Source organism: Streptomyces sp. NPDC058284 (assembly GCF_042881135.1).
Classification (GTDB): domain Bacteria; phylum Actinomycetota; class Actinomycetes; order Streptomycetales; family Streptomycetaceae; genus Streptomyces.
On record NZ_JBHVYE010000006.1, the window covers coordinates 223,456 to 245,566 of the forward strand.

Annotated in this window: 2 protein-coding genes; both read left to right on the top strand. The window is 75.3% G+C overall.

The features are described 5' to 3' along the window. The first annotated feature begins 15 nt into the window (after nucleotides 1-15). Complete coding sequence (locus ACFVYR_RS11770; RefSeq protein ID WP_384254707.1) at nucleotides 16-11,841, top strand: SDR family NAD(P)-dependent oxidoreductase; 11,826 nt, start codon at nucleotides 16-18, stop codon at nucleotides 11,839-11,841. Between the two features lie 67 nt (nucleotides 11,842-11,908). Continuing rightward, nucleotides 11,909-22,102, top strand: a complete 10,194-nt coding sequence (locus ACFVYR_RS11775) for an SDR family NAD(P)-dependent oxidoreductase (RefSeq protein WP_384254710.1) — start codon at nucleotides 11,909-11,911, stop codon at nucleotides 22,100-22,102. Nucleotides 22,103-22,111 lie beyond the last annotated feature (9 nt).

Below are 22,111 nucleotides of genomic sequence, written 5' to 3' on the forward strand. Positions count from 1 at the left end.
AGGTGACGATGCACGGTGAATGACGACAAGCTGCGCGACTATCTCAAGCGGGTGGCAGCCGACCTGCACCGGACCAAGCAGCGCCTCGGCGAGGCCGAGGCCAAGGACCGGGAACCCGTCGCCGTCGTCGCGATGGGCTGCCGCTACCCCGGCGGTGTGCGCACCCCCGAAGACCTGTGGCACCTCGTCTCGACGGGCACCGACGCGATCACGCCCTTCCCCGCCGACCGCGGCTGGGACCTGGCCGCTCTGCACGACCCGGCGGGGGAGCGCCCCGGGACCACGTACAGCGCCGAGGGCGGCTTCCTCGACGACGTCGCGGGATTCGACCCCGGCTTCTTCGGGATCTCGCCGCGCGAGGCCCTCGCCATGGACCCGCAGCAGCGGCTCTTCCTGGAGACCACCTGGGAGACGTTCGAACGCGCCGGGATCGACCCGCACACCCTGCGCGGCAGCCGCACCGGCGTCTTCGCCGGGGTGATGTACCAGGACTACGCGGTCCGGCTGCGCCAGGTGCCCGACGACGTCCGGGGCTACCTCGGCAACGGCAGCTCCGACAGCGTCGCGTCCGGCCGCATCGCCTACACCTTCGGCCTCGAAGGCCCCGCCGTCTCCGTCGACACCGCCTGCTCGTCGTCCCTGGTCGCCCTCCACCTGGCCTGCCAGGCGCTGCGGCAGGGCGACTGCACGCTCGCGCTCGCCGGCGGCGCCATGGTGATGTCCACGCCGGTGCCGTTCGTGGAGATGAGCCGGCAGAACGGTCTCGCCGCCGACGGGCGCTGCAAGTCCTTCTCGGCCGCCGCCGACGGCACCGGCTGGGGCGAGGGCGTCGGCATGCTCCTCCTCGAGCGCCTGTCGGAGGCCCGCAGGAACGGCCACCCGGTGCTCGCGCTCGTACGCGGCTCCGCCGTCAACCAGGACGGCGCGAGCAGCCGCCTCACCGCGCCCAACGGGCCCTCCCAGCAGCGCGTCATCCGCCAGGCCCTCGCGCACGCCCGGCTGACGGCGGCGGACGTCGACGTCGTGGAGGCGCACGGCACCGGCACCCCGCTCGGCGACCCCATCGAGGCGCAGGCGCTCCTCGCCACGTACGGCCGTGAGCACACTGCCGAACGGCCGCTGCTGATCGGCTCGTTGAAGTCCAACATCGGCCACACCCAGGCCGCCGCGGGTGTGGGCGGCGTCATCAAGATGATCCTCGCCATGCGGCGCGGCGTGGTGCCGCCGTCCCTGCACGGCACGGACCTCACCCCGCAGGTCGACTGGTCCACGGGATCGCTGAAGCTGGTCACGGACACCATCGACTGGCCCGCGACGGGGCGTCCGCGCCGCGCCGCCGTGTCCTCCTTCGGCGTCAGCGGCACCAATGGCCACGTCGTCCTCGAACAGGCCGAGCCCGCCGAGGAGCCGCCGCTCAGCGAGGAGCCGCCGCCCGCCGACGAGTACTCCGGCCCCGTGCCCTGCGTCGTCTCCGCGCGCGGCGGCGACGCCCTGCGCGCCCAGGCGGCCACCCTGCGCGCCCACCTGGCGGACCACCCCGGCCTGCGTCTGCCGGACATCGCCCACACCCTGGCGACGGGCCGGGCCGCGCACGAGTACCGGGCCGCCCTCGTCGTCGAGGACCGTCAGGCGCTGCTCGACGGGCTCGACGCGCTCGCCCGCGACGCCGACCCGCTGCCGCCCGGCATCGTGCGCGCCGCCGCCCGCACCGGCGAGGCCGTCGCCTTCGTCTTCCCAGGCCAGGGCTCCCAGTGGCCCGGCATGGCCCGTGAACTCCTGGACACCTCACCGGAGTTCGCCGCCCGCCTCGCCCAGTGCGCCGACGCCCTCGCCCCGTACACCGACTTCGCACTCCTCGACGTGGTCCGCGGCGCCCCCGGCGCCCCGGGGTTCGACCGCGTGGACGTCGTGCAGCCCGCTCTGTTCGCGGTGATGGTCTCCCTCGCCCAGGTGTGGCGCGCCCACGGTGTCGAGCCCGCGGCCGTGGCCGGGCACAGCCAGGGGGAGATAGCCGCGGCCTGTGTCGCCGGGGCCCTCACCCTCGACGACGCCGCGAAGGTCGTCGCCCTGCGCGCGAGGGCGCTGCGGGCGCTGGCCGGGCACGGCGGCATGGCGTCGGTGTCGCTGCCCGCCGACCGGGTACGGGAACGGGTCGCGCCCTGGGGCGGGCGGCTCGCGCTCGCCGCCGTGAACGGCCCCGAGTCGGCCGTCGTCTCCGGTGCCCCCGAGGCCCTGGCCGAGCTCCTCGCCGCCCTCGAAGCCGACGGCGTACGGGCCCGCACCATCCCCGTCGACTACGCCTCGCACGGCCCGCACGTCGAGCGGATCCGCGCCGAGCTGTCCGAGGCGCTGGCGGACATCGCGCCACGCCCGGCCGACGTGCCCTTCTACTCGACCGTCACCGGCGGCCTCCTGGACACCGAGCGCCTCGACGCCGCCTACTGGTACGACAACCTCCGCCACACCGTCGAGTTCGAGCAGGCCACGCGGGCCCTGCTGGCCGACGGCCACCGCGTGCTCATCGAGGTCAGCCCGCACCCCGTGCTGACCGCCGCCCTCCAGGACACCGCTGCCGCCGCCGGCACCGACGCCCTCGCCCTCGGCACGCTGCGCCGCGACGACGGCGGCCCGCGCCGCCTGCTCACCGCGCTCACCGAACTACACGTGCGAGGCGTCCACGTCGACTGGGACGCCGCCCTCACCCCGCAGAACCCCCGCCGCGCCGACCTGCCCACGTACGCCTTCCAGCGGGAGCGCTACTGGCTGGAGGACTCAGGAGCGCCCGCGGGCGACGCCGCCTCACTGGGCCTGGACCCCTCGGGGCACCCGCTCCTCGGTGCCGTCGTCGCGCTCGCCGACAGCGACAGCCTGCTGTTCACGGGGCGACTCTCGCTCCGCACCCATCCCTGGCTCGCCGACCACACCGTCCAGGGTGACGCCCTGCTGCCCGGCACCGCATTCCTGGAACTCGCCGTCCTCGCGGGCGACCGCACCGGCTGCTCCCGCGTCGACGACCTCACCCTCGAAGCCCCCCTGACGCTGCCCCCGGACGGCGGCGTCGTGCTGCGCCTGACCGTCGGCGCACCGGCCGCCGACGGCACCCGCACCCTCGCCCTGCACGCGCGGCCCGACGACCCGGACACGGACGAGGAGTGGACCCGCCACGCCACCGGCATCCTCGCCCCGGCGGCCCCCGCCCCGGCCCACGACACCCGGGCTGTCTGGCCCCCGCCCGGCGCCGACCCCGTCGACCTCGACGGCATGTACGCGCGCTACGCCGAGGGCGGCTTCGCCTACGGGCCCGCCTTCCAGGGACTCACGGCGGCGTGGCGGCTCGGCGACGACCTGTGCGCCGAAGCGGAGCTTCCGCCCGAACTCCACCAGGACGCCGGGCAGTTCGCCCTGCATCCGGCGCTGCTCGACGCCGCTCTGCACGCCAGCGGACTCACCGCCGACGACGCGGGGAACGACGGCGGCCGCATGCCGTTCGTCTGGTCGGGCGTCACCCTGCACGCGTCGGGCGCCACCGCACTGCGCGTCCGCCTGACCCGGACCGCGCCGGACACTCTCACACTCGACGTCACCGACGCCAACGGAAACCCCGTCGCCACCGTTCAGGCCCTGACCCTGCGCCCGGCCGCACCTGACGCCCTCACGACCCGCACCCACCACGACTCGCTGTTCCAGGTGGAGTGGACCCCCCTCACCTGCCCACCCGCTCCGGTGGGCACCGACTGGGCAGTCATCGGCCCCGACAACAGCAGCCTGCCGACGTCGACCGCCTACCCCGACACCGCTGCACTCATCACCGCCCTCGACGCGGGCACAGCACCTCCGCAGCTCGTGTTCGCACCTCAGGACCGGACTTTCGCACCTCAGGACCGGCCTGCCGACACCGACCCGGACGGCGTGCACACCGCCGTCCACCGGGCGCTGGAAATCCTCCGGACCTGGCTCGCCGACGAGCGTCTCGCCGACACGCGGCTCGTCCTGGTCACCCGGGGCGCCGTCGTCACCGGGGACGCCGTCGGTGACGCGCCCACCGATCCGGCCCGCGCGGCCGTGTGGGGCCTGGTGCGTTCCGCCCAGTCCGAACATCCCGGCCGCTTCGTCCTCGTGGACCTCGACGAAGAGGCGGCGCCGCAGACCGTCGCAGCGGCGCTCACGAGCGGGGAACAGCAACTTGCCGTACGGGGCGACAGGGCCCTCACCCCCCGCCTCGCCAAGGTCCCCGCCACCGACCCGGCCCCGGTCACTCTCGACCCCGACGGCACCGTCCTCGTCACCGGCGGCACCGGACTGCTCGGCTCCCGCGTGGCCCGCCACCTCGTTGCCCGGCACGGCGTCCGTCACCTCCTCCTCGCCGGGCGACGCGGCCCCGACGCGCCGGGCGCCGCGGAGATCGCCGAGGAACTCACCGCGCTCGGCGCCCACGTCACCGTCGCCGCCTGCGACGCCGCCGACCGGGACGGGCTCGCCGCCCTCCTCGACGGCATCCCCGCCGACCACCCCCTGACAGCCGTCGTACACGCCGCGGGCGCCCTCGACGACGGCGTCATCACCTCCCTCACGCCCGACCGCGTCGACACGGTGCTGCGCCCCAAGGCCGACGCCGCCCTGCACCTGCACGAGCTCACCCGCGACAAGGAACTGCGGGCCTTCGTCCTCTTCTCCTCCGCCGCGGGCACCTTCGGCGGCCCCGGACAGGGCAACTACGCAGCGGCCAACGCCTACCTGGACGCCCTCGCCCAGCACCGCCACGCCGAAGGCCTGCCCGCGCACTCCCTCGCCTGGACCCTCTGGGAGCAGCGCTCCACCCTGACCGGCCACCTCGACGACGCCGACCTGCGCCGGCTGGCCCGCTCCGGCATGCCGCCGCTCACCACCGACGAGGGCCTCGCGCTCCTCGACGCCGCCCTCACCGTCGACGCCCCGGCGCTGCTGCCGCTCCGGCTCGACGCGCGCGCACTGCGGGCCCGGGCCGCCGAGGGGGAGGCCGTGCCTCCGCTCCTGCGCTCGCTCGTACGCGTACCCGTACGCAGGCCCACGGCCGCCGCCGTGCGGCCCGGCGGCACCGACGCCGCACTGCCCGAGCGCCTTGCCGCCCTGCCGGAGGCCGAACGCCTGCGCACGCTCGTCCAGTTGGTGTGCGCGCAGGCCGCGGCCGTACTCGGCCACACCTCCGACAGCGCGGTCGTACCGGCACGCGCCTTCCGCGACCTCGGCTTCGACTCGCTCGCCTCCGTCGAACTGCGCAACCGTCTGAACGCCGCCACCGGCCTGCGGCTGCCCGCCACGCTGGTCTTCGACCACCCGTCACCGCAGGCGCTCGCGGCGCACCTGCGCGACGAACTCGGCGGGACGGGCCCCGAACCCGCCGGGGCGGGCTCCGGAGCCACCGCGACCGCGTCGTCCGCGGACGAACCGATCGCGATCGTCGCGATGGGCTGCCGCTTCCCCGGAGCCGTCCGCACCCCCGACGACCTGTGGCGGCTCGTCGCGTCCGGCGGCGACGGCATCTCCGCCTTTCCCACCGACCGCGGCTGGGACCTCGACACGCTCTACGACCCCGACCCCGCACACACCGGCACCTCGTACGTGCGCGAAGGCGGATTCCTCGCCGGCGCCGGCGACTTCGACCCCGACTTCTTCGGCATCTCGCCCCGCGAGGCGATCGCCATGGACCCGCAGCAGCGCCTCCTGCTCACCCTCACCTGGGAGACGTTCGAACGTGCAGGCATCGACCCGGCCGCGGTGCGCGGCACCCCCGCGGGCGTCTTCATCGGTCTGATGCAGCAGGACTACGCGGTACGGCTCCTTCCGCACATCCCCGAGGACGTCGAGGGCTTCCTGGGCACCGGCAACTCCGGCAGCGTCGTGTCCGGCCGCATCGCTTACGCCTTCGGCCTCGAAGGCCCCGCCCTCACCATCGACACGGCGTGCTCCTCCTCGCTCGTGGCCCTGCACACAGCGGTGCAGTCGCTGCGCCGCGGCGAGTGCGCTCTCGCGCTCGCGGGCGGGGTCACCGTGATGTCCAGCCCCGAACTCTTCGTCGAGTTCAGCCGCCAGGGCGGCCTCGCGGCCGACGGCCGCTGCAAGTCCTTCGCCGCGGGCGCGGACGGCACCGGCTTCGGCGAAGGCGCCGGAATCCTGCTCCTGGAGCGGCTGTCGGATGCCCGGCGCAATGGCCACCCGGTGCTTGCGGTGGTGCGGGGGAGCGCGGTGAACCAGGACGGGGCGAGCAACGGCCTGACGGCCCCGAACGGGCCGAGCCAGCAGCGGGTGATCCGCGCGGCGCTCGCGGACGCGGGTCTGTCGGCGAAGGACGTGGACGCGGTGGAGGCGCATGGCACCGGAACCAAGCTCGGAGACCCGATCGAGGCGCAGGCGCTGCTCGCCACATACGGGCAGGGGCGTCCGGAGGGGCGGCCGTTGTGGCTGGGTTCCCTGAAGTCCAACATCGGCCACACCTCCGCGGCGGCCGGTGTCGCCGGGGTGATGAAGATGGTCCTCGCGATGCGGCACGGGACGCTGCCGCAGACCCTCCACGTCGACGAACCGACCCCTCAGGTCGACTGGACGGCAGGGGACGTGCGGCTGCTCGCCGAGGCGCGCGCGTGGGACGCCGCCGGCGGGCCGCGCCGGGCCGGGGTGTCGTCGTTCGGCGTGAGCGGGACGAACGCGCACGTGATTCTGGAGCAGGTGCCGGAGGACACCGCCGCGCGGGCGTCCGAGCCGCGGACGCCGGTGCCGGTGCCGTGGGTGCTCTCGGCGAAGTCGCCGCAGGCGTTGCGGGAGCAGGCCGCGCGACTGCTCGAGGTGTGCGGCGAGGACGTCGTCCACGTCGGTGACGTGGGCCTTTCGCTGGCGGTGACCCGGGCGCTCCACGAGTACCGGGCCGTGGTGGTCGGAGACCGGCAGCAACTGATGCAGGCTGTGCGCGCGTTGGCGTCCGGAGAGCCCTCGCCGCAGGTCGTGACGGCGAAGGCGCAGGTGCCCGACGGCACGGTGTTCGTGTTCCCGGGGCAGGGCGCGCAGTGGGTGGGCATGGCTGGTGAACTGCTCGACGCGTCGGCGGAGTTCGCCGGGTTCATGGCGGAGTGCGAGGCGGCGCTCGCTCCGTACACGCAGTGGCCGCTGCTCGACACCGTGCGCTCGGGCGAGGGGCTTGAGCGGGTGGACGTGGTCCAGCCGGTGCTGTTCGCGGTGATGGTGTCGCTGGCGAGGCTGTGGCGCTCGTACGGTGTCGCGCCCGATGCCGTCGTCGGGCACTCCCAGGGGGAGATCGCGGCAGCGGTGGTGGCCGGTGGGCTGTCCCTGGCGGACGGAGCGAAGGTCGTCGCCCTGCGCAGCCGGGCCATCGTGCGCCTCGCCGGGCGCGGCGGGATGGTCTCGGTGGCGCTGTCGTCCACCGCGGTGGAGGAGCGGCTGACCGCCTGGGGCGGGCGGCTGTCGTTGGCCGCCGTCAACGGACCCTCGGCCGTGGTGGTGTCGGGCGACTCCGACGCCCTGGAGGAGTTCCTGTACAGCTGTGCGGCCGACGGGGTACGGGCCCGCCGCATCGACGTGGACTACGCCTCGCACTCGACGCATGTGGAGCAGATCGAGGCGGAGTTGAGGGAGGCCCTTGAAGGGGTCGAGGCGGCCCCCGGTGACGTCCCGCTGTTCTCGACCGTGACGGGGGAGTGGCTGGACACCTCGGAGATGGACGCCGCGTACTGGTACACGAACCTGCGCCGCACCGTCGGCTTCGAGTCGGCCGTCCGCACCTTGGCTGCCGACGGCTTCGGCGCCTTCATCGAGGTGAGCCCGCACCCGGTGCTGACCATGGCGGTCGAGGAGACGCTGGAGGCGGCCGGGGCGAGTGGCGTGGTCCTGGGCACGCTGCGTCGGGACGAAGGCGGCCTTCAGCGGATGCTGCTCGCTGTGGGGCAGGCCCACGTGCACGGCCTCGCGGTCGACTGGTCGGCCGTCTTCGAGGGAACTGGTGCCGTCCGTACCGACCTGCCCACCTACCCCTTCCAGGAGCGCCGTCTCTGGCTGGACGTCCCGACCACCAGCTGGGACGTCGCCTCCGCGGGGCTCGGCACGACAGGGCATCCGCTCCTGGGCGCCGCCGTGGAGATCGCCGACACGGGTGAACTCCTGTGCACGGGGCGGCTTTCGCGGCGTACGCATCCGTGGCTCGCCGAGCACGCGGTCCAAGGCGCCGTCCTGTTGCCCGGCACCGCCTTCCTGGAGCTCGCGCTGCGGGCCGCCGCCGAAGCCGGCTGCGCCACGGTGGACGAACTCACCCTGTCCGCACCGCTCCTGCTGCCCGAAGAGGGCGCCGTGCACATTCAGGTGCGGCTCGGGGCGCCCGACGGTGAGGGGCGACGGGCGCTCGGCCTCTTCTCGCGTACGGAGCGGGAGACCGAGCCGGATTCCGGGGACGCCCCCGTGTGGACCGCCCACGCCACCGGAACCGTCGCCCCCGCCATCCGCCCCGCAGGGCCCGCCCTCGTCGCCTGGCCGCCACCCGGGGCCGAGGCCGTGGACATCGGGGACCTCTACGAGCGGTTCGCGGCGGCCGGATACACGTACGGGCCCACGTTCCAGGGGCTCCGTGCCGCCTGGGCCAGGGACGGCGAGATCTGCGCCGAACTCGTCCTGGACGAGCGCCAGCACGCCGACGCCCCCGGGTACCGCCTGCACCCGGCGCTCCTGGACGCCGCCCTGCAGAGCGCCGCCCTGCTGCCCGCCAGTGACGACACCGCACGTCTGCCGTTCAGCTGGAACGACGTGACCGCGCACGCCACGGGGGCCACCGCCGTACGGGTCAGGCTCACCGCCGAGGGTCCTGACGCCGTCGCCCTGACCGTGTACGACCTCGCGGGGCAGGAGGTCCTCTCGGCCGGTTCGCTCGCCCTGCGGCCCGCTTCTGTGGGTGGCTCGCCGCGTGCGGGAGACGGGCGGGACGGGCTGCACCGGGTGGACTGGGTGGCCTTGGAGCCCGCGCCGGACGCCGACGGCCTTTCGCCGACGCCCGACTGGGGCGACCTGGCTGCCCTGCGCGCCGAACCGGACAGCCCCGTGCCCGCCCTGGTCGTCGCCGACTGCCCGCGAGGGAACGCCGCGCAGAGCACGGGGGCCGAAGGCCGGGACAGCGGCGCGGAGTTCCACGCCGTCACCGCCGAATGCCTCGCCCTCGTACAGGAATGGCTGGCCGACGAGCGGTTCGACGGCTCCGTTCTCGCCGTCGTCACCCAGGGCGCGGTGAGCACGGGGCCCGGCGACCGGGTGGCGGACTGGACGCGGTCCGGTACCGGTGGCCTCCTGCGGACGGCGCAGGTCGAACACCCGGGCCGATTCCTGCTCGTGGACCTGGACGGCCGCCCGGAGTCGCGGGCCGCCCTGCCCGCCGCGCTCGCCTCGGGCGAACCCCACGTCGCCGTGCGCGCCGGGGAGATCCTCGTGCCGCGCCTGACCGCGGGGCCCGGCCGGGACACCCTGCCGCCGCCCCCCGACGGTGCGGACGGCTGGCGGATCGCCCTGTCCGGGGACGGCACGGTCGACGGGCTCACGACCGTCCCCGCGCCCGACGCGCTCGCCCCGCTCGGCGCGGGCCAGGTGCGTGTCGCCGTGCGGGCGGCGGGCCTCAACTTCCACGACGTGGTGGTCTCCCTCGGGCTCGACCCCGACCAGACGACGCTCGGCAGCGAGGGCGCAGGAGTCGTCCTCGAGGTCGGCGCGGACGTCGGCGATCTGGCTCCGGGGGACCGGGTGATGGGCGTGTTCGGCGGTGCCTTCGGGCCGACCGCCGTCGCCGACCGGCGCACCCTCGCCCGGATCCCGGCCGGCTGGACCTTCGCGCAGGCCGCGTCGGTGCCGATCGCCTTCCTCACCGCGTACTACGGCCTGTTCGACCTCGGCGGGCTGCGGCGCGGCCAGTCGGTCCTCGTGCACGCGGCGGCAGGCGGCGTCGGCATGGCCGCCGTCCAGCTCGCCCGGTACGCCGGAGCCGAGGTGTACGGGACGGCGAGCCCCGCCAAGCAGGACGTGCTGCGGGCGGCAGGTCTGGCCGACGACCACATCGCCTCCACGCGCACCGTCGACTTCGCCGACCGCTTCCTCGGTGTCAGCGGCGGCCGGGGCGTGGACGTCGTACTCGACTGCCTGGCACGGGAGTTCGTCGACGCGTCACTGGCGCTGCTTCCGCGCGGGGGCCGGTTCGTGGAGATGGGCAAGACCGACGTACGCGACGCCGACGACGTGGCGCGCGACCACCCCGGTGTCCACTACCGGGCCTTCGACCTGATGGAGGCCGGAGCGGAGCGGGTCGGCGCCATGCTCGCCGAGATCCTGTCCCTGTTCGAGCGGGGCGCCCTGACGCCGCTGCCGCTCACCTGCTGGGACCTGCGCCAGGCACCGCGGGCGTTCCGCCACCTGAGCCAGTCCCGGCACATCGGCAAGAACGTCCTCACACTGCCCGCGCCCCTCGACCCGGACGGCACCGTGCTGATCACCGGCGGCACCGGCACCCTCGGCGGACTCGTCGCCCGCCACCTGGTCACCGCCCACGGCGTACGCCGTCTGCTGCTGACGGGGCGCCTCGGCGCGGACGCCCCGGGGGCCGGACAGCTCCTACGCGAACTGCGCGATGCGGGCGCCGAGGTGACCGTCGAGCCGTGCGACGCGACCGACCGCGCCGCCCTCGGCGACCTTCTCGCGGGCGTGCCCCGGTCGCACCCGCTCACCGGTGTCGTGCACGCCGCCGGAGTCCTCGACGACGCCACCCTCACCGCGCTCACACCGGAGCAGCTCACCCGCGTCCTGCGGCCCAAGGCGGACGCCGCGCTCGCCCTGCACGAGCTGACCCGAGAGCACGACCTGGCCGCCTTCGTCCTGTTCTCGTCCGGCGCCGCCCTGCTCGGCGCCGCCGGACAGGCCAACTACGCCGCAGCCAACGCCGCGCTCGACGCGCTCGCCGCACGCCGCCGCGCCGAAGGGCTGCCCGCCGTGTCCATCGCGTGGGGCATGTGGGAGGAGCGCAGCGCCCTGACCGCGCACCTCACCGACGCCGACGTGCGGAAGATGGCGCGGGGCGGCGTCGGCGCCCTGTCCACCGCAGCGGCCCTCGCGCTGCTCGACGCCGCTCTGAGCGCGGCGCAGCCGCACGTACTGGCCGCCGATGTCGACCCGGCCGCACTGCGCGCGGCGGCCGCCACGGGCACCCCACTGCCGCCACTGCTCAGCGGCCTCGTGCGCGGCGCGGCGCGCAAGGGCGCCGCGCCCGCGGCCACCACCGCGCCCGCCGGACCCTCGCTCGCCGAACAGCTGGGCGGCCTGTCGCCCGCCGAGGCGCACCGGGCCCTGCTCGACCTGGTGCGCGGCAACGCCGCCGCCGTCCTCGGCCACGCCTCCACCGAACTGATCGGTGCGGAGCGGCCGTTCAAGGAGCTCGGCTTCGACTCCCTCACCGGCGTCGAACTCCGCAACCGGCTCATGGCGGCGACCGGGACCCGGCTGCCGGCCGCCCTCGTCTTCGACCGCCCCACCCCCGAAGCGCTCGCCCGCCACCTCGCCGCCCGGCTCCTCGCCGGTGCCGCGCCGGCCGCGCCACCCGGCGCCGCCGAACTCGACCGGCTCGACGCGCTCGCGGCCGAACTGGCCAACGCGGGCACCGAAGGGGCACACCGGCGCGCGGACCTGGCCCGGCGGCTGCGCGGCGCCCTCGCCCGCCTCGAACCTGCGGCGGAGCCCGCGGGGGCCGACGGCGGGGCGGACTCCGCCGAAGCCGTCGAGTCCGCCACCAACGAAGAGATCTTCGACCTGATCGACAAGGAGCTGGGCATCTCGTGAGTCCCGTCCAGACCAACGTGAGTCCCGTCCGGGCCACGCCGTCCCGACGCACCCACGGAGGGGCCCGGTGAGCGAACAGAACGAGCAGAAGCTGCGCGACTACCTCAACCGCGTCACCATCGACCTGCGCGACACCCGCAGGCGGCTGCGCGAGGCCGAGGCCCGCGGCCGTGAGCCGATCGCCGTGGTGTCGATGAGCTGCCGCTTCCCCGGCGGCGTCCGTACCCCCGAGGAGCTGTGGGAGCTCCTGGCCGCGGGCCGGGACACCGTCACCGGCGTGCCCGGCGACCGCGGCTGGGACACCGCCCGGCTCACCGCGGGCGGGGTGCCCTGCCAGGGCGCGTTCCTCGACGGCGCCGCCGACTTCGACGCCGAGTTCTTCGCCGTGTCGCCGCACGAGGCCGTCGCGATGGACCCGCAGCAGCGGCTGCTGCTCCAGGCCGCGTGGGAAGCCGTCGAGCGCGCGGGCATCGACCCGGCGTCGCTGCGCGCCACCCGCACCGGCGTGTTCGCCGCCGCCATCGACCAGGGCTACGCCCAGCTCGGCACCGGCGCCCCCGAGATCGTCCAGGGCTTCCTGATGACCGGCAACTCGATGAGCGTCATGTCCGGCCGCGTCGCCTACACCCTCGGCCTTGAAGGACCCGCGGTCACCGTCGACACCGCCTGCTCGGCCTCGCTCGTCGCCCTGCACCAGGCGGCGCGGGCGCTGCGCGCCGACGAGTGCTCGCTCGCGCTCGCGGGCGGCGTGACCGTGATGTCGCGGCCGTCGGTGTTCACCGAGTTCAGCCGCCAGGGAGCCATGGCCGCCGACGGCCGCTGCAAGCCGTTCTCGGCCGCCGCCGACGGCACCGGCTGGGGCGAGGGCGTCGGCATGCTCCTCCTGGAGCGCCTGTCGGACGCCCGCCGCAACGGCCACCCCGTCCTCGCCGTGCTGCGCGGCTCCGCCGTCAACCAGGACGGCGCCAGCAACGGCCTCACCGCGCCGAACGGCCCCAGCCAGCAGCGCGTCATCCACGACGCCCTCGCCGACGCGGGCCTGTCCGCCGCCGACATCGACGCCGTCGAGGCGCACGGCACCGGAACCACCCTCGGTGACCCCATCGAGGCCGACGCGCTGCTCGCCACCTACGGCCGGGACCGCCGCGGCGAACACCCCCTGTGGCTCGGCTCGTTGAAGTCCAACATCGGTCACACCCAGGCCGCCGCCGGGGTCGCGGGCGTCATCAGGACGGTCCTCGCGCTGCGCCACGGGGTGTTGCCCGCCACCCTCCACATCACCGAGCCGACCCCGCATGTGGACTGGAGCGCGGGCGCCGTCGCGCTCTTGACCGAGGCCAGGCAGTGGCCCGGGACCGGCGGTCCGCGCCGCGCGGGCGTCTCCTCCTTCGGTATGAGCGGCACCAACGCCCACGTCATCCTGGAACAGGCCCCGGAACCCGAGCCGGTGCAGCGGCCCACGGGCACCGCGCCGGACGCCGTGCCGTGCCTGCTCTCCGGGCGCACCGCGGCTGCCCTGCGCGACCAGGCCGTACGCCTCAGGGCGCGCCTCGCCGCGGACCCGGATGCGCGCCCCGCCGACATCGGCTACTCACTCGCCACCACGCGCACCGCGTTCGCGCACCGTGCCGCCGTGACGGCCGCCGACCGCGATGAACTCCTCGCCTCGCTCCATGAGCTGGCCCGCGGCCCGGAGAGCGCCGCCGGCGCCGTCACCGGCCTCGCGGAGCCCGGGGCGGGCCGGGTCGTCATGCTCTTCCCGGGGCAGGGTGCGCAGTGGCCCGGCATGGGCCGCGAACTCCTGGACGGCGCGCCGGAGTTCGCCCGCTCCATGGCCGCCTGCGAGGACGCGCTGTCCCCCTTCGTGGACTGGTCGCTGCACGACGTCGTACGCGGCGATCCCGGCGCGGCGCCGCTGGAGCGGGTCGACGTGGTGCAGCCCGCGCTGTTCGCCGTGATGGTGTCGCTGGCCGCCCTGTGGCGGTCCTGGGGCGTCGAACCGGACGCCGTGGTGGGGCACTCGCAGGGAGAGATCGCCGCGGCGGTGGTCGCCGGGGCGCTGTCCCTGGCGGACGGGGCGAAGGTCGTCGCCCTGCGCAGCCGGGCCATCGCCGCGCTCGCGGGCGACGGCGGCATGGTCTCGCTCGCTGTGTCCCGTGAGCGGGCCGAGGACGTGATCGCCCCCTGGGCCGAGCGGCTGTCGGTCGCGGCGGTCAACGGCCCGGCGTCCGTCGTCGTGTCCGGTGACGCGGCGGCCCTCGCCGAGCTGACCGGGCAGTGCGCGGTGCGCGGCGTACGGGCGCGTACGATCCCCGTCGACTACGCCTCGCACTCCGCGCACGTCGAGGGTATCGAGGAAGACATCCTCACGGCCCTCTCCGACATCACTCCGGCCGCCTCACGCACCCCGCTCCTCTCCACCGTCACGGGGGAGCGGCTGGACACGACAGCCATGGACGCCGGGTACTGGTACCGGAACCTGCGCCACACCGTGCGCTTCGACACCGCAGTCCGCGTACTCGCCGAGCAGGGGCACGGCGTCTTCCTCGAAGTCTCCCCGCATCCGGTCCTCACGGTGCCGGTCCAGGACACCGTCGAGTCGGCGGGCGTCCCCGACGCCGTCGTCACCGGCACCCTGCGCCGCGACGAGGGCGGCATCCGCCGCGCCCTGACGTCCGCGACCGAACTGTGGGCGCGCGGCGTACCGGTCAACTGGCGGAAGGTGTACGAGGGTTGGGGCGCGCGCCGAGTCGACCTGCCCACGTACCCGTTCCAGCAGCGCCGCCACTGGCTGACACCTGTCGCGCCGTCACCCGTCGAGCGTGAGTCCCTCGACTCCTCCGCCCCCTCCGACTCCACCGACGCCTGGCGCTACCGCGTGGACTGGCACCCCGTCCCCGACCCGGCGGCACCCGCGCTCACGGGCACGTGGCTGGTCCTGGTACCGGAAGGCCACGAGGAGAGCGAGACGGTACGGGGGGTCGTGCGGGCGCTTCGGGTGCATGGGGCCGAGGTGGTCACGGTGGGCAGTGGGGTGGCGGAAGGGGCGTGCCGCGCCCGTCTCGCCGCTGCCGTCAGCACCGCCACCGGTGGCCGCCCCCTCGCCGGGGTTCTCTCCCTTCTCGGTCTCGCGGACCACCCGCACGCACAACACCCGGGTCTGCCCACCGGTACGGCTCTGACCCTCGCGCTCGTGCAGGCGCTGGGCGACCTCGGCGTCACCGCGCCCCTCTGGTGCGCCACCCGTGGCGCCGTCTCCACGGGCGCGGGCGATCCGCTCACCGCGCCCGCGCAGGCGCAGGTGTGGGGCACCGGGGTGGTCGCCGCCCTGGAACACCCGCGGCGCTGGGGCGGGTTGATCGACCTGCCGGACACGGTCGACGCCCGCGCCGGGGAACGGCTCTGCGCCGCGCTCGGGGGCCTGGACGGCGAGGACCAGCTCGCGGTGCGCCCCACCGGCCTCTACGCCCGCCGTCTCGTCCGCGCCCCCCGCCCCGTTCGCCCCGCGCGTGTCTGGAAGCCCCGAGGCACCGTCCTGCTCACCGGCGGCACTGGAACCCTGGGCCCGCACCTGGCGCGCTGGCTGTCCCGCCGCGGCGCCACCCACCTGGTCCTGCCCGGGCGGCGCGGGGAAGACGTGCCCGGAGCGGGCGCACTCCGTGCGGAGCTGGCCGAGTACGGCGCGACGCTCGCGATGCCCGCCTGCGACCTGGCCGACCGCGACCAGGTCGAACGGCTCCTCGCCGGGCTCGAAGCGGACGGCGCACCCGTCACCGCGGTCGTGCACGCCGCCGCGCACATCGCGCTCGCCCCGCTCGACACCATCCCCGTGACGGCGTACGAGCGTGTCGTCGCCGCCAAGGCGGCGGGCGCGGCGCATCTCGACGCCCTGCTCGACCGCGAGCTCGACGCGTTCGTGATGTTCTCCTCGATCGCCGGCGTCTGGGGAAGCGGCGACCACGGCGCGTACTCCGCGGCCAACGCCCACCTCGACGCCCTCGCCCAGTACCGGCGCGGTCGCGGCCTGAGCGCGACCACCGTCGACTGGGGCATCTGGCGGGCGGCGCCCCCGGCCGGTGCGGACGGCGCGCCGTCCACCGACGTCGCCGATGCCGATGCCGATCTCTTCAACCTCGAAGAGCACGGCCTGCCCCGGATCGACGCCGAGCGGGCGCTCGCCGCGCTCCAGCAGATCCTCGACGACGACGAGACGCTCGTGACCGTCGCCGACGTCGACTGGGAGCAGTTCGCCCCGGTCTTCACCACCGGCCGCCCCAGTCCGCTCCTGAGCACCGTCCCCGAAGCGCGCCGCGCTCTGGAGGGGCACGGCGAGGATGACGTCCCGGCCGCATCCGACCTGCGAAGGCGACTCACCGCGCTGCGGCAGCCCGTCGAACGGGACCGGCTGCTGCTCGACCTTGTCCGCGGCCACGCCGCCGCCGTCCTCGGCCACGACCGTGCCGACGCCGTACCGCCCACCAGGGCGTTCCAGGAGCTCGGCTTCGCCTCCCTCACCGCCGTCGAACTCCGCAACCGCCTCAACAAGGCGACCGGCCTGCGGCTGCCGTCGACCCTCGTCTTCGACCACCCGTCGGCCGCCGCGCTCGCCACGCACCTGAAGTCCTGCCTGCTCGGGGCGGATGAGACGGCGGAGGCAGCGGGGGTGGCGGCGGTGGCGGCCCCCCGTTCCGAAGCGGCCGACGAATCGATCGCCATCGTCTCCATGGGCTGCCGCCTCCCCGGCGGTGTCGCCTCGCCCGAGGAACTCTGGCGACTGCTCTCAGAGCGGGGCGACGCCGTCACCGGATTCCCGGCCGGGCGCGGCTGGGACCTCGACGCGCTCTACGACCCGGATCCCGAGAACCCGGGCACCTCGACCACCCGGCACGGCGGATTCCTGCACGACGCCGCCGACTTCGACGCGGCCTTCTTCGGCATCTCACCCCGCGAAGCCCTCGCCATGGACCCGCAGCAGCGGCTCCTCCTGGAGATCTCCTGGGAGGCCCTGGAACGCGCGGGCCTGGACCCGGAGGCGCTGCGCGGCAGCCGTACGGGCGTCTTCACCGGCGTCAACTACAGCGACTACGGCGCCGCGGTGGCCCGCTCCGCACAGGGCGAGGGCCATCTGCTGACCGGCAGCGCCCCCAGCGTCGTCTCCGGGCGCGTCGCCTACACCCTGGGTCTGGAGGGACCCGCGGTCACCGTCGACACCGCCTGCTCCTCCTCCCTGGTCGCCCTGCACCTGGCAGCCCGCGCGCTGCGCGCCGGGGACTGCTCGCTGGCCCTGGTCGGCGGCGTCGCGGTGATGGCGACACCCGGCGCCCTCATCAGCTTCTCGCGGCAGCGCGGCCTCGCGGCCGACGGCCGGTGCAAGGCGTTCTCCGACGACGCCGACGGCATGGGCATGGCCGAGGGAGCCGGGGTGCTGCTCGTCGAGCGGCTGAGCGAGGCCCGCCGCAACGGCCACCCCGTCCTCGCCGTCCTGCGCGGCTCCGCCGTCAACCAGGACGGCGCGAGCAACGGTCTCTCGGCCCCCAACGGACCCAGCCAGCAGCGCGTCATCCGCGCCGCCCTCGCCGACGCGGGACTGACCGGCGCGGACGTCGACGTGGTGGAGGCGCACGGCACCGGCACCACCCTGGGCGACCCCATCGAGGCCCAGGCGCTCCTCGCCACGTACGGCCAGGACCGGCCCGCGGGGCGGCCCCTCCTGATCGGCTCCCTCAAGTCCAACATCGGCCACACCCAAGCCCTTTCGGGCGTCGCGGGCGTCATGAAGACGGTCCTTGCCCTGCGCCGCGCCACCGTCCCGGCAACGCTCCACGCCGAACGGCCCACCACCCACGTGGACTGGACGGCGGGCGACGTCGCCCTCGTGACCGAGGCCGAGCAGTGGCCCGACACGGGCAGGCCGCGTCGCGCGGGCGTCTCCTCCTTCGGGCTCAGCGGCACCAACGCCCACGTCGTCCTGGAGGAGGCCCCCGAGCCCGCCGGGCCCGCCGAGCCCCACTCCCGACCCGACGGGCCCGAGCGCGCCCGCACCATTCCGGTCGTCCCCTGGTGCCTCTCGGCCCGCTCCGCCGACGCCCTGCGCGACCAGGCCGAGCGCCTGCTCCGCCGACTGACCCGGACGGACCCGGCCGACGCGGCGGACGTCGCCCTCTCCCTCGCGGGACGCACCGCCTTCCCGCACCGCGCCCTCCTCGTCGGCGGCCGGGACCGCCTCCTTCCGGCCCTGAAGGAGTGGGTGGAGGGCGGGGACCCCACGGTGAGCGGTGTCGCCGATCACGAGTCCCGCACCGTCCTGATGTTCCCGGGACAGGGCTCGCAGTGGACCGGCATGGCCCGACAACTCCTGAACGAGAGCCCCGAGTTCGCCGACAGCATGGACGCCTGTGCACAGGCCCTCGCCCCGCACGTCGACTGGTCGCTGCTCGACGTCGTGCGCGACGGCAGCGGCCTGGACCGCGTCGACGTGGTGCAGCCGGTCCTCTTCGCCGTGATGGTGTCCCTCGCGCGGCTGTGGCGTGCGTACGGTGTCGTCCCGGACGCCGTCGTCGGGCACTCCCAGGGTGAGATCGCCGCGGCCGTGGTGGCCGGCGCGCTGACGCTGGAGGACGGGGCGAAGGTCGTCGCCCTGCGCAGCCGCGCGCTCGCCCGGCTCGCCGGACGCGGCGGCATGGTGTCGCTCGCGCTGCCCTCGCGCCGGGCCGCCGAGCGGATCGCGGCCTGCGAGGGACGGCTGTCGTTGGCGGCGGTCAACGGCCCCTCGTCGGTGGTGGTCTCCGGTGACGTGGACGCGCTGGAGCAACTCGTGGAGGCGTGCGCGGCCGACGGCGTACGCGCCCGGCGCGTCGACGTCGACTACGCGTCCCACTCGGCCCACATGGAAGCCCTGGAAGCCGAACTGGCCACCGCCCTCAAGGACATCGAGCCCACTGCGCCCGACATCCCGCTGTACTCCACCGTGACCGACGGCTGGCTGGACACGGCGACGATGGACGCCCGCTACTGGTACGCCAACCTCCGCCGCACCGTGGGCTTCGAGTCCGCCGTGCGCGCCCTCGCCGCGGCGGGCCACCGTACGTACATCGAGGTGAGCCCGCACCCGGTCCTCACCCCGGCCGTGGAGGAGACCCTGGAGTCGGCGGGCGCCGACGACGCGGCCGTGCTCAGCACCCTGCGGCGCGACGAGGGCGGCATGGAGCGGGTGCTCCGCTCCCTCGGCGCCGCCTGGGCGCACGGCGCTCCCGTCGACTGGGCACCGCTCTTCGCGGACACCGCCGCCCACCGCGTCGACCTGCCCACGTACGCCTTCCAGCACCGCCCCTACTGGGCCGTGCCGGGCCCCGACACCGGCGCCGACGTCACGGCGGCGGGTCTCGGTGCGACCGGACACCCGCTCCTGGGCGCGGCCGTCGAACTCGCCGACACCGGCGAGACGCTGCTCAGCGGGCGGCTCTCGGTGCGCACCCACCCCTGGCTCGCGGACCACGCCGTATCGGATGTCGTGCTGCTGCCCGGCGCCGCGTTCGTGGACCTCGCCGTCCGCGCAGGGGACGAGGCAGGATGCCCCGCCCTGGAGGAACTGACCCTTCAAGCCCCCCTGTTGCTCCCCGCGAGCGGCGGCGTACAGCTACAGGTGCGGGTCGGCGCCCCGGACGGCACCGGCCGCCGCACGGTGGACGTACACGCCCGGCCGGACGCCGCGGCCGACGCGCCGTGGACCCCGCACGCCACCGGGTTCCTGGCCGAAGCGGCCGATGCGGCCGATGCGGCCGAGGCGGCCGAGGCGGGGCCACTGGTGGACGGGACGGGGCGGCCCCCGGCCGGGGCCGAGACCGTCGACGTCGACGACCTCTACGAGCGCTTCGCCGCGGCTGGATACGGCTACGGCCCCGCCTTCCAGGGGATCCGCGCCGCGTGGCGCCACGGGGACGACCTGTACACCGAGGTACGCCTGGGCGAGGATCAGCAGGCGGCGGCCACCGCCTTCGGCATCCACCCCGCACTGCTCGACGCGGCGCTCCAAGGACTGTGGCTGACACCCGGTGGCACCGGGGGCGCGGACCTCGCACCGGGCACCGCGCGGCTGCCGTTCGCGTGGACCGGTGTGACCCTGCACGCCTCCGGAGCCACCGCGCTGCGCGTCCGCCTCTCCCCGGACACCGAGGGGGCCGTGTCCCTCACCGCGCACGACCTCTCCGGCCGCCCGGTGATCACGGTGACCGGACTGGCCGTCCGCCCGGTCGACGTCGAAGCCCTGCGCACCACCAAGGCCTCGCCGACGGACGACTCCCTGTACCGCCTGGAGTGGACACCCCTCCCCACTCCGGCCACCGACCGCACCCCGCCCACCTCATGGGCCGCCCTCGGCTCCGGCGCGCCGCCGCTCGACACCTACCCCGACCTCGCCGCCCTCGTCGCGGCCGTCGACCGCGGGGCATCCCTGCCGGACGTGCTCCTCGTGCCGTGCCCCGTGCCCGACGGGGGCGGTGGGACTGCTGGGGACGGCGGGTCTGCTGAGGACGATGGGGAAGACGCGTCCGCCGTACGGGCCGTCGTCGGCGCCACCCTCGCGCTCCTGAAGGCATGGCTCGCCGACGACCGGTTCGCCGATACCCGCCTGGTGTTCCTCACTCGTGGTGCCGTCCGCACGAGGCCTGACGACTTCCTGAGCGATCCCGCCGCCGCGGCGGCCCGGGGCCTGGTGCGCTCGGCCCAGGCCGAGCACCCCGACCGGTTCGTCCTCGTCGACGCGCCGGACCGGGAGGACTTGCTCGCCCTGTTGCCGGGCGCCCTGGACCTCGGCGAGCCCCAACTAGCCGTACGTGAAGGGCGATTGCTCGCTGCGCGCCTCGCCCCCGTACCGCCGCCGGGACCGGCCGATGAACGATCCGTGCCGCTGGACCCCGAAGGCACCGTCCTCGTCACCGGCGCGGGCGGTGTGCTCGGCGGGCTCGTCGCCCGGCACCTCGCGGCCCGGCACGGTGTGAAACACCTTCTCCTGGCCGGGCGGCGCGGAGCCGACACGCCCGGGGCCGCCGCGCTCCTCGCCGACCTGCAAAGGCTCGGCTGCGAAGCGGAGTTCGCGGTGTGTGACGTCGCCGATCGGGCCGCCGTCGCGGAGCTGCTCGCGAAGGTGCCGGTCCAGCATCCCCTGACGGGTGTCGTGCATGCCGCCGGTGCCCTCGACGACGGCGTGGTCACTTCGCTCACACCCGAACGTCTCGACCGCGTCCTGCGGCCCAAGGTCGACGCGGCCCTCGCCCTGCACGAGGCGACCCGCGAGCTGCCCCTGTCCGCGTTCGTCCTCTTCTCCTCCGCGGCGGGCGTCATCGGCAACGCCGGCCAGGCCAACTACGCGGCCGCCAACGCCTACCTGGACGCCCTGGCCCAACGCCGCGACGCGGATGGGCTGCCCAGCCAGTCCCTTGCCTGGGGGCTGTGGGAACAGCGCAGTGAGATGACCGGCACGCTGGACGGCACCGGACTGCGGCGGATGGCCCGCGGCGGTGTCGCCGCACTCTCCGACGCCCAGGGCCTCGCGCTGTTCGACGCCGCGCTGCGCCTCGACGACACCCTGCTCGTGCCCGTACGCCTCGACACCGCCCGACTGCGGGCGGGCGCCACGCGCGGCTCCGTGCCGCCGCTGCTGCGGGGTCTGGTGCGCGGTGCCAGGCCCACCGCGACGAGGGCCGACGCGACGCAAGTGGCCACGCTGCGCGACCAGTTGGCGTCCCTGGGCGGTGAGGAGCGCCGGGAGCGGGTCGAGGAGCTGGTACGGGCCCGCGTCGCCGACGTCCTCGGGCACGAAGGCCCCGAAGCGATCGACCCGGAGCAGGCGTTCAAGGACCTCGGCTTCGACTCCCTGACCGCCGTCGACCTCCGCAACCGCCTGAACGCGGCCACCGGCCTGCGCCTGCCCGCCACCCTCGTCTTCGACCACCCCACCCCGGCCGCCGCCGCCGCGTACGTGACCGCCCGCCTCGCCCCGCCCGCCGAACCGGCCGCCCCCGTCGAACCGGCCGCCCACGCCGACGCGGACGGCGACCGGGAACTGCGACGGCGGATCGCCGCAGTCCCGGTGACACGGCTGCGCGAGGCCGGACTCCTGGAAGCGGTACTCCGCCTCACCGAGGCCGGCAGCGAGGCACCCGACAGCGGCGGCACGGGCCCCGCGGACGACACCGACGCGATCAAGGAGATGGAAGTGGACGCACTCGTGCGGATGGCGCTGGGCGGCGGCGAGCGTGCCTGACCCGGCGCG